This is a genomic window from Mesorhizobium sp. M7A.F.Ca.CA.002.05.1.1, from assembly GCF_003998335.1.
Taxonomy (GTDB): domain Bacteria; phylum Pseudomonadota; class Alphaproteobacteria; order Rhizobiales; family Rhizobiaceae; genus Mesorhizobium.
This window is the reverse complement of the sequence record NZ_RZQI01000304.1, coordinates 1-6,306: the sequence shown is the minus strand read 5'-3', so window position 1 is coordinate 6,306 and position 6,306 is coordinate 1. Positions and strand designations below refer to the sequence as shown.

At 62.9% G+C, this 6,306-nt stretch carries 8 protein-coding genes; 3 read left to right on the top strand and 5 right to left on the bottom strand.

Annotated elements, in window-relative coordinates:
- Positions 1-306, top strand: a 306-nt coding sequence (locus tag EN939_RS16860) for a VIT1/CCC1 transporter family protein (RefSeq protein WP_206528300.1), incomplete at its 5' end; no start/stop codon positions are given.
- A gap of 165 nt (positions 307-471) precedes the next feature.
- Here the strand turns inward: EN939_RS16860 and EN939_RS16855 are convergent.
- The 3 genes from EN939_RS16855 to EN939_RS16845 form a co-directional block, all read right to left on the bottom strand.
- Positions 472-816 carry an antibiotic biosynthesis monooxygenase family protein gene (locus EN939_RS16855; protein ID WP_127268914.1) on the bottom strand — a complete coding sequence of 115 codons (345 nt, stop codon included), beginning with the start codon at positions 814-816 and terminating at the stop codon, positions 472-474.
- Complete coding sequence (locus EN939_RS16850) at positions 813-1,145, bottom strand: NIPSNAP family protein (RefSeq protein ID WP_127268912.1); 333 nt, start codon at positions 1,143-1,145, stop codon at positions 813-815. Before EN939_RS16850 ends, EN939_RS16855 begins: the two co-directional genes overlap by 4 nt.
- Before the next feature lie 63 nt (positions 1,146-1,208).
- Positions 1,209-1,424: a DUF1127 domain-containing protein gene (locus tag EN939_RS16845; protein ID WP_127268910.1), complete on the bottom strand. Its 216-nt coding sequence runs from the start codon at positions 1,422-1,424 to the stop codon at positions 1,209-1,211.
- Between the two features lie 68 nt (positions 1,425-1,492).
- On the opposite strand from EN939_RS16845, the gene EN939_RS16840 reads away from it, so the two are divergent.
- Positions 1,493-2,167: an ArsR/SmtB family transcription factor gene (locus EN939_RS16840; protein WP_127268908.1), complete on the top strand. Its 675-nt coding sequence runs from the start codon at positions 1,493-1,495 to the stop codon at positions 2,165-2,167.
- A gap of 12 nt (positions 2,168-2,179) precedes the next feature.
- Here the strand turns inward: EN939_RS16840 and ligD are convergent, their stop codons facing one another.
- Together ligD and ku are read right to left on the bottom strand one after the other, a co-directional pair.
- Positions 2,180-4,696, bottom strand: coding sequence for a DNA ligase D (gene ligD, locus EN939_RS16835; RefSeq protein WP_127268906.1), 2,517 nt, complete (start codon positions 4,694-4,696; stop codon positions 2,180-2,182).
- A 12-nt stretch (positions 4,697-4,708) separates the two neighbouring features.
- Positions 4,709-5,578 carry a non-homologous end joining protein Ku gene (gene ku, locus EN939_RS16830; protein WP_127268915.1) on the bottom strand — a complete coding sequence of 290 codons (870 nt, stop codon included), beginning with the start codon at positions 5,576-5,578 and terminating at the stop codon, positions 4,709-4,711.
- Between the two features lie 378 nt (positions 5,579-5,956).
- On the opposite strand from ku, the gene EN939_RS16825 reads away from it, so the two are divergent.
- Positions 5,957-6,097, top strand: coding sequence for a hypothetical protein (locus EN939_RS16825; RefSeq protein WP_013528645.1), 141 nt, complete (start codon positions 5,957-5,959; stop codon positions 6,095-6,097).
- Positions 6,098-6,306 lie beyond the last annotated feature (209 nt).

Here is a 6,306-nt window from a genome sequence, read left to right as displayed (position 1 = left end):
TCGATGGGCTTCACCGAAGTCGCTTCCGACGACGGCAAGCTGTCGGGCCGCGGCTCGCCGATCAAGCGCGGTCTGACCGTCGGCATCATGACGACGCTGGGCGGTCTCGGACACGCGCTCCCCTATGTCATTCCGCATTTCTGGACGGCCACCGGGGTTGCCGCGGTGGTGGTGTTCTTCGAATTGTGGGCGATCGCCTTTGTCCAGAACCGCTACATGCAGACGCCTTTCCTGCGTGCCGCCTTCCAGGTGGTGCTGGGTGGCGCCCTGGTGTTCGCGGCCGGCGTGCTGATCGGGAATGCATAGTTTTTTCCCTTCCCCCCTTGTGGGGGAAGGTGGATCGGCGCGCAGCGCCGAGACGGATGAGGGGTGTTCCAGCGGAGTGAGACGTTGGCGTTCCCTGGAACACCCCTCATCCGTCGCCTGCGGCGACACCTTCTCCCACAGGGGGAGAAGGAAGAAACTTGCCACTCACCCATTCACCGCCCGGCTATCCCTAGGCGCCTCGTCTCTCTCCGTCAGTCCATAATCCCTCATCACATGGGCGATGCGCAGACGGTAGCCGGCAAAGATACCGCCCCGGCCGGCCTTCTGCGCCTGGCGGTGTTCCTCGGTGTTGCGCCAGGCCTTCACGGCTTCCTCGTCGCGCCAGAATGACAGCGACAGGATGCGGTTCGGATCGGCCAGGCTCTGGAAACGCTCGATGGAAAGAAAGCCGTCAATGCCGTCGAGCAGTGGACGCAGGTCCGCGGCGATGCTCAGATAGGCGTCGCGCCGGCCTTCCGCCGGCTCGACCTCGAAGATCACGGCAATCACGGCAGCACCAGTTTCGCGTGCGGGCCTGAGGCCAGTTTCAGGAACATGCGATCCTCCTTCAGGATGAACCTCTCGCGCTTGGCGAATTCGTAGTTTGCCTTGCCGGTGGGATCGGCGGCAAGCCGGGCGCGATAGGCTTCGTAGGCGGCCAGGCTCTCGATGTTGTAGGCGGCATACGCGGTCGTCGCCGAGCCCTCATGCGGCGCGTAGTAACCGATCAGATCGGCGCCGCAGCGTGGAATGGCCTGGCCCCAATTGCGCGCATACTCCTCGAAGGCCGCCTTGCCGAACGGGTCGATCTCGTAGCGGATGAAGCAGGTGATGGTCATTGTGGTCTCCTTGGGGTGCGTCGATAGTTCGAGCGGCATCGAAACGTTGTGTCGTCTGGTCTGCTAGGGCTGCCAGAAGGACTTCGCGCATTCGCGGCGCACGTCTTGCCGCGTTAGCCCAAGATCGCGCAGCTGATGATCATCCATCTCGGCAAGGTCCAGACGCTGCAAATGGCGGTCATACCAGCGGGCCAGCAGCCGCGAACGCAGCCAGGTGACGAACGGGAAGAATTGACGGCTGGGGAGCGAGGCTGAGGGGAAAGCGGTTCGTGCGGCCATCGTCGTCTCCTTGATCTCACCTGAGAATAGTGATTATCTGACAAGAACGCTTCGATGAGGAACGAACTATGCGTGAAGGACCCGACATCGCCAGCATCGCCAGCCTGGTCGGCGACCCGGCACGGGCAAACATGCTGAATGCCCTGATGGGCGGCACGGCGCTGACGGCGAGCGAACTGGCGCTCGAGGCCGGCGTTTCGCTGCCGACCGCCAGCTCGCATCTGGGCAAACTGATGGAAGGTGGGCTGCTCACGGTGGCGAGCCAGGGCCGGCATCGCTATTACGGCCTCGCCGGACCGCAGGTGGCCGGCATGATCGAAGCCATCACAGGCGTCGCGGAAGCCGTCGGTCCAAAGCGTGTGCGCCCCGGTCCGCGCGATGGTGCCATGCGGGTGGCGCGCGTCTGCTACGATCACCTCGCCGGCGAGCAGGCGGTGGCGATGCTCGATCGGCTCGTCGCCAAGAACGTATTGGTCCGCGACGAACAGGAGATCAGGCTCGGGCCATCGGCGGCTTCGCATTTCGCGGCGATAGGCATCGACGTTTATACCAAGCCGCGCCGGCCGGTGTGCCGCGCCTGCCTCGACTGGAGCGTGCGCCGTTCGCACCTCGCCGGCACGCTGGGCGCCGCCATCCTCGAGAAGATCCTGGCCGAGAAATGGGCGCGCCGCGAGAAGGACAGCCGCGCGGTGATCTTCTCGCCGCCGGGTAGACAGGCGTTTGAGAGGGTGTTTCTGTCTTGAACGGGCGAAGCGTTAACCCCGCCTCAGAGCCTTGCCCTGCTTAAAGAAATCCGACCACGGATCGGCTTTCGCCAGCTGTTTCAGCGTAGTCTTGCCGCCGATCGGGAAAGCGTTCGGCGCCAAGCCGGCCTCGATCTCTGGCCAGGTCACCGGCATCGACACGGTGGCGCCCTTCTTGGCGCGTGACGAATAGGGCGCGACCGTCGTCGAGCCCCTGCCATTGCGCAGATAGTCGACGAAGATCTTTCCAGTGCGCGCTTTTTTCGACAGCGTCGCCGTGTAGCGGTCGGGGGCACCCTGCTCCAGCGCACGGGCAAAATCATGGGCGAAGGTTTTGACCTCATCCCAATCCGCCGCTGGTCTCAGCGGCACCATGACGTGAAAACCCTTGCCGCCCGAAGTCTTGACGAAATTCGGCAGCGACAGCTCGTCGAGCTTGCCCCTGATATCGAGTGCCGCCTCGCGGACCGCTTTCACGTCGATACCTTCATCGGGATCGAGATCGAAGATGATCTGGTCGGGCTTTTCGATCTCGTCGATCGTGCACCCCCAGATGTGGATCTCGACCACGCCATACTGGACCAGTGCGGCGACACCATCGAAATCCCGGATGTACAAGATCTCCTCGCCGTCAGTCGGATCCTTCATGCGCGCGATCTTGTCGCTCATACCGGCCGAGGCATGTTTCTGGAAGAAACGCTGGCCACCGACACCGTCCGGCGCCCGCACCAGGCTGAGCGGCCGGTTGACGACAAACTGTTCCATGCGCGGCCAAACCTGCGCGTAATGGTCGAGCAGGCCCTGCTTGGAGATGTTTTCATCCGGCCACAGCAGCTTGTCGGGATGCGAGAGTTTTACCGTGGTCGTCATCGATCCGGCGGCTTTGCCACCCGATGCCGGCTTGGCCGTGCTCTTGCCTGTCGATGTCTTGCCTGTCGACGCTTTGGGCTTTTCCTGCACGACTTCCTCCGCCGGCTTGTCCTCGCGCAATCCCTGGAACGAGGCGTGGCGTATTATACGGTCCGAGGTCCAGCTGCGAAACTCCACTTCGCCGACAAGTTCGGGCTTGACCCAGACCAGGCCCTTGCCCTTCGGCACGGCGGTGGAGAAGGGCGATGTCTTTGCCGTCAATGCATCGAGTTTTGCCTTCAGCTCGTTGGCGCCCTTGCCGGAGAAACCAGTGCCGACGCGGCCGGCATAATGCAGCTTGCCGCCCTCGTGGAAGCCGACCAGGATCGAGCGCAGGCCGCGCCCGGTCTTGTCCGACGGCAGATAGCCGCCGATGACGAATTCCTGCCGCGCCGTGCATTTCGACTTCACCCAGGTCGGGCCGCGGCCGCTGCGATAGGGTGCATCGGCACGCTTGGAGACGACGCCTTCCAGGCCCATCCGGCAGGCATGCTCCAGCATGATCTTGCCGGGTTCGGAAAAGTGGTCGCTGAAGCGGACCGCCGGATTGTCGGACTGCTTGCCGAGCAAATCCTGCAAGGCCTGCTTGCGCTCGACCAGCGGCTCGCGCCGCAAATCCCTTCCATCGAGGCGCATCAGATCGAATACGTAATAGATGAAGCGATTTGTCCGCTTCGCCGACAGATCCTGCTGCAACAGCGCGAAAGACGAGACGCCGCTGTCGGCGAGCACGACCACCTCGCCATCGATGATGGCGTCGCTGCACTTCAGCCCGGCCAGCTCCGCGACGATCTCGCCGCCGAACTTCTTCGTCCAGTCGAGGCCGGTCCGGGTCAGCAGCCGCACATCGGTGCCGGCGATCTGCGCCTGCATGCGATAGCCGTCGAACTTCACCTCATGCAGCCAGTCCTTGCCCGGCGGCGCATCGCGCTCCAGCGTGGCCAGCTGCGGCTCGATGAAGTCGAGTTTCTTGCCCGCGGCCTTCGTCTTGCCGGCGGCCGGCTTGTTGGAATGCCAGACCTTCGGCTTCTCACCCTTCGCGGCCTTGCCCTCGCCGACCTCCTCGATCGTCAGGCCCGACTTCACCGATTCCGGCGCCTCCTTGAGGATGTCCTCGCCAGGACGCGCGGCGGCATCGTCCGACTTGATCAGCAGCCAGTTGTCGCGTTTTTCACCCGCACGCGGCTTCAGTCGCACCAGATGCCATGCCCCATGCAGCTTGTGTCCCCTGAGCTCGAAGCTGATATGGCCCTTCTTCATCGCCTTGGCCGGGTCGATCTCGGGGGTCCAGGTGCCCTCGTCCCAAACGATGACCGAACCGCCGCCATATTCGCCCTTGGGAATGGTGCCCTCGAACGGCGCATAGTCGATCGGGTGATCCTCGACATGCACGGCCAGTCGCTTCTCATGCGGATCAAGGCTCGGGCCGCGCGTCACCGCCCAGCTCCACAGCACGCCGTCATGCTCGAGGCGCAGGTCGTAATGCAGCCGCGTCGCGGCATGCTTGTGGATGACGAAGATGCCGCCCGCGCCGCCCTGCTTGGTCCGGGCGACCTTGCCGGCCGGTTCGGCGGTTTTCTTGAAATCGCGCTTGGAGTGATATTGTTCGAGGCTGGCCATCCGTTGGGTTCCTCAGGCCGATTTGCGTTTGGGCGCGCTGGCTTTCGGCTTGGCGCGTTTGGCCGCCGGCTTGGCTTTCGCCGACGAAGACCTTTTCGATGATCCGGAATCTGACAGGCTCTTCTTCAGCGCGTCGAACAGATTGACGACATTGGAAGGCTTGGGCGCCGCCTTGGCCTTCGGCGCCTTGTGGCCGGCCTTCTTGGCGCGGATCAGCTCCAGCAGCGCGTCCTCGTATTTGTCGTCGAATTTCGAGGGATCGAACTTCGTCTTCTTCTTGTCGATGATCAACTCGGCGAGGTCGGTCATCTCCTGATCGGTCTTCACCGACTCGATGTCGCCGAAGACGGTGTCCTGCTGGCGCACCGTGTTGTCGTAGCGCAGCGTCGTCAGCACCATGCCTTTGCCGAGCGGCTCGATAACCACCGGCCGTTCGCGTCGGTAGAGCACGATACGCGCCAACCCGGCCATCTTCTTGCCCGCCATCGCGTCGCGAATGACGGCGAACGCTTCTTCCGACACCTTGTCGGCCGGCGCGACATAATAGGGCGTATCGAGATAGATCTGCTGGATCGAAGCTTTGTCGACGAAACCGTCGAGCGCCATCGTGTGCGAGGATTCGATCTGCACCGCCTCGATCTCGTCTTCCTCGATATGGATGAAATCGCCATCGTCGAGTTCATAGCCCTTGATCTCGTCATCCTCCCCCAGAGGCTTGCCGGTTTCGGCATCGACATAGAGGCGCTTCACCGTGTTGCCGGTCTTGCGGTTGAGAATGCGAAACGAGACCCGCTCCGTGTGGGTGACGACATTGGTGAGTTCGACGGCACAGGTGACCAGCGAAAGCTTTAAATAGCCTCTCCAGGCCGGACGCGGCGCCATGATATCTCCCTTCCACAACCAGATGAAGGTGAGAACGGACAGACCGCGCTCCAGTTCCGCGCTCACGGACCGATCTGGATGCCAAGGGCGCGCCCGAGGCCTTATGGCCGCCAGCACCTGAATTTCGCGGGCGCGGCAAAAGTTGAAACAGAACCGCGCGCGCGCGACATTCAAACGAAACATATGTGATGCAAAAGTCACATTGGCCGGAATGCCGGCCAACTGCACGGAAAGACCCCGAATCAGCCGCAATCCAGCCACGAAGCGAGGCATTTTCGACCAGATATTAACATCACGTTCACCGACTATTCACGCCTCGACGCTATGATGACCGCAATTCGGAAGGGACATCCGAAAATCGGGACAGGGACAAGGGTAATGAACTTCCTCGCGCACCTCATCGGCTATGCCGCCGCCATCCGCGAATTCGTCGCGCCGACCTATCGGCCCGAGCGCTATTACATGCGCGGCCCCGGCCCTGCTTGCGCCCGTCGCGGCAACTCGCTGGGCGCGCACTGATCATGGCTTTCGAAAATCGCCACAACAGCAGGATCTGCAGGCCGGCCGCCTCTACCCGCGCCACCACCTATCGCGCCGAGCGTCCCGCTCTCGCCGACAGGCGCCGTGCGACATCGCCACGGCTTTGATACCGACGCTGGCCGGCTTAGTGTCATAGGACACGAGCAGCCGAGGCCAGCGTCGGTATCAAAGCCGTGGCGATGTCGCAC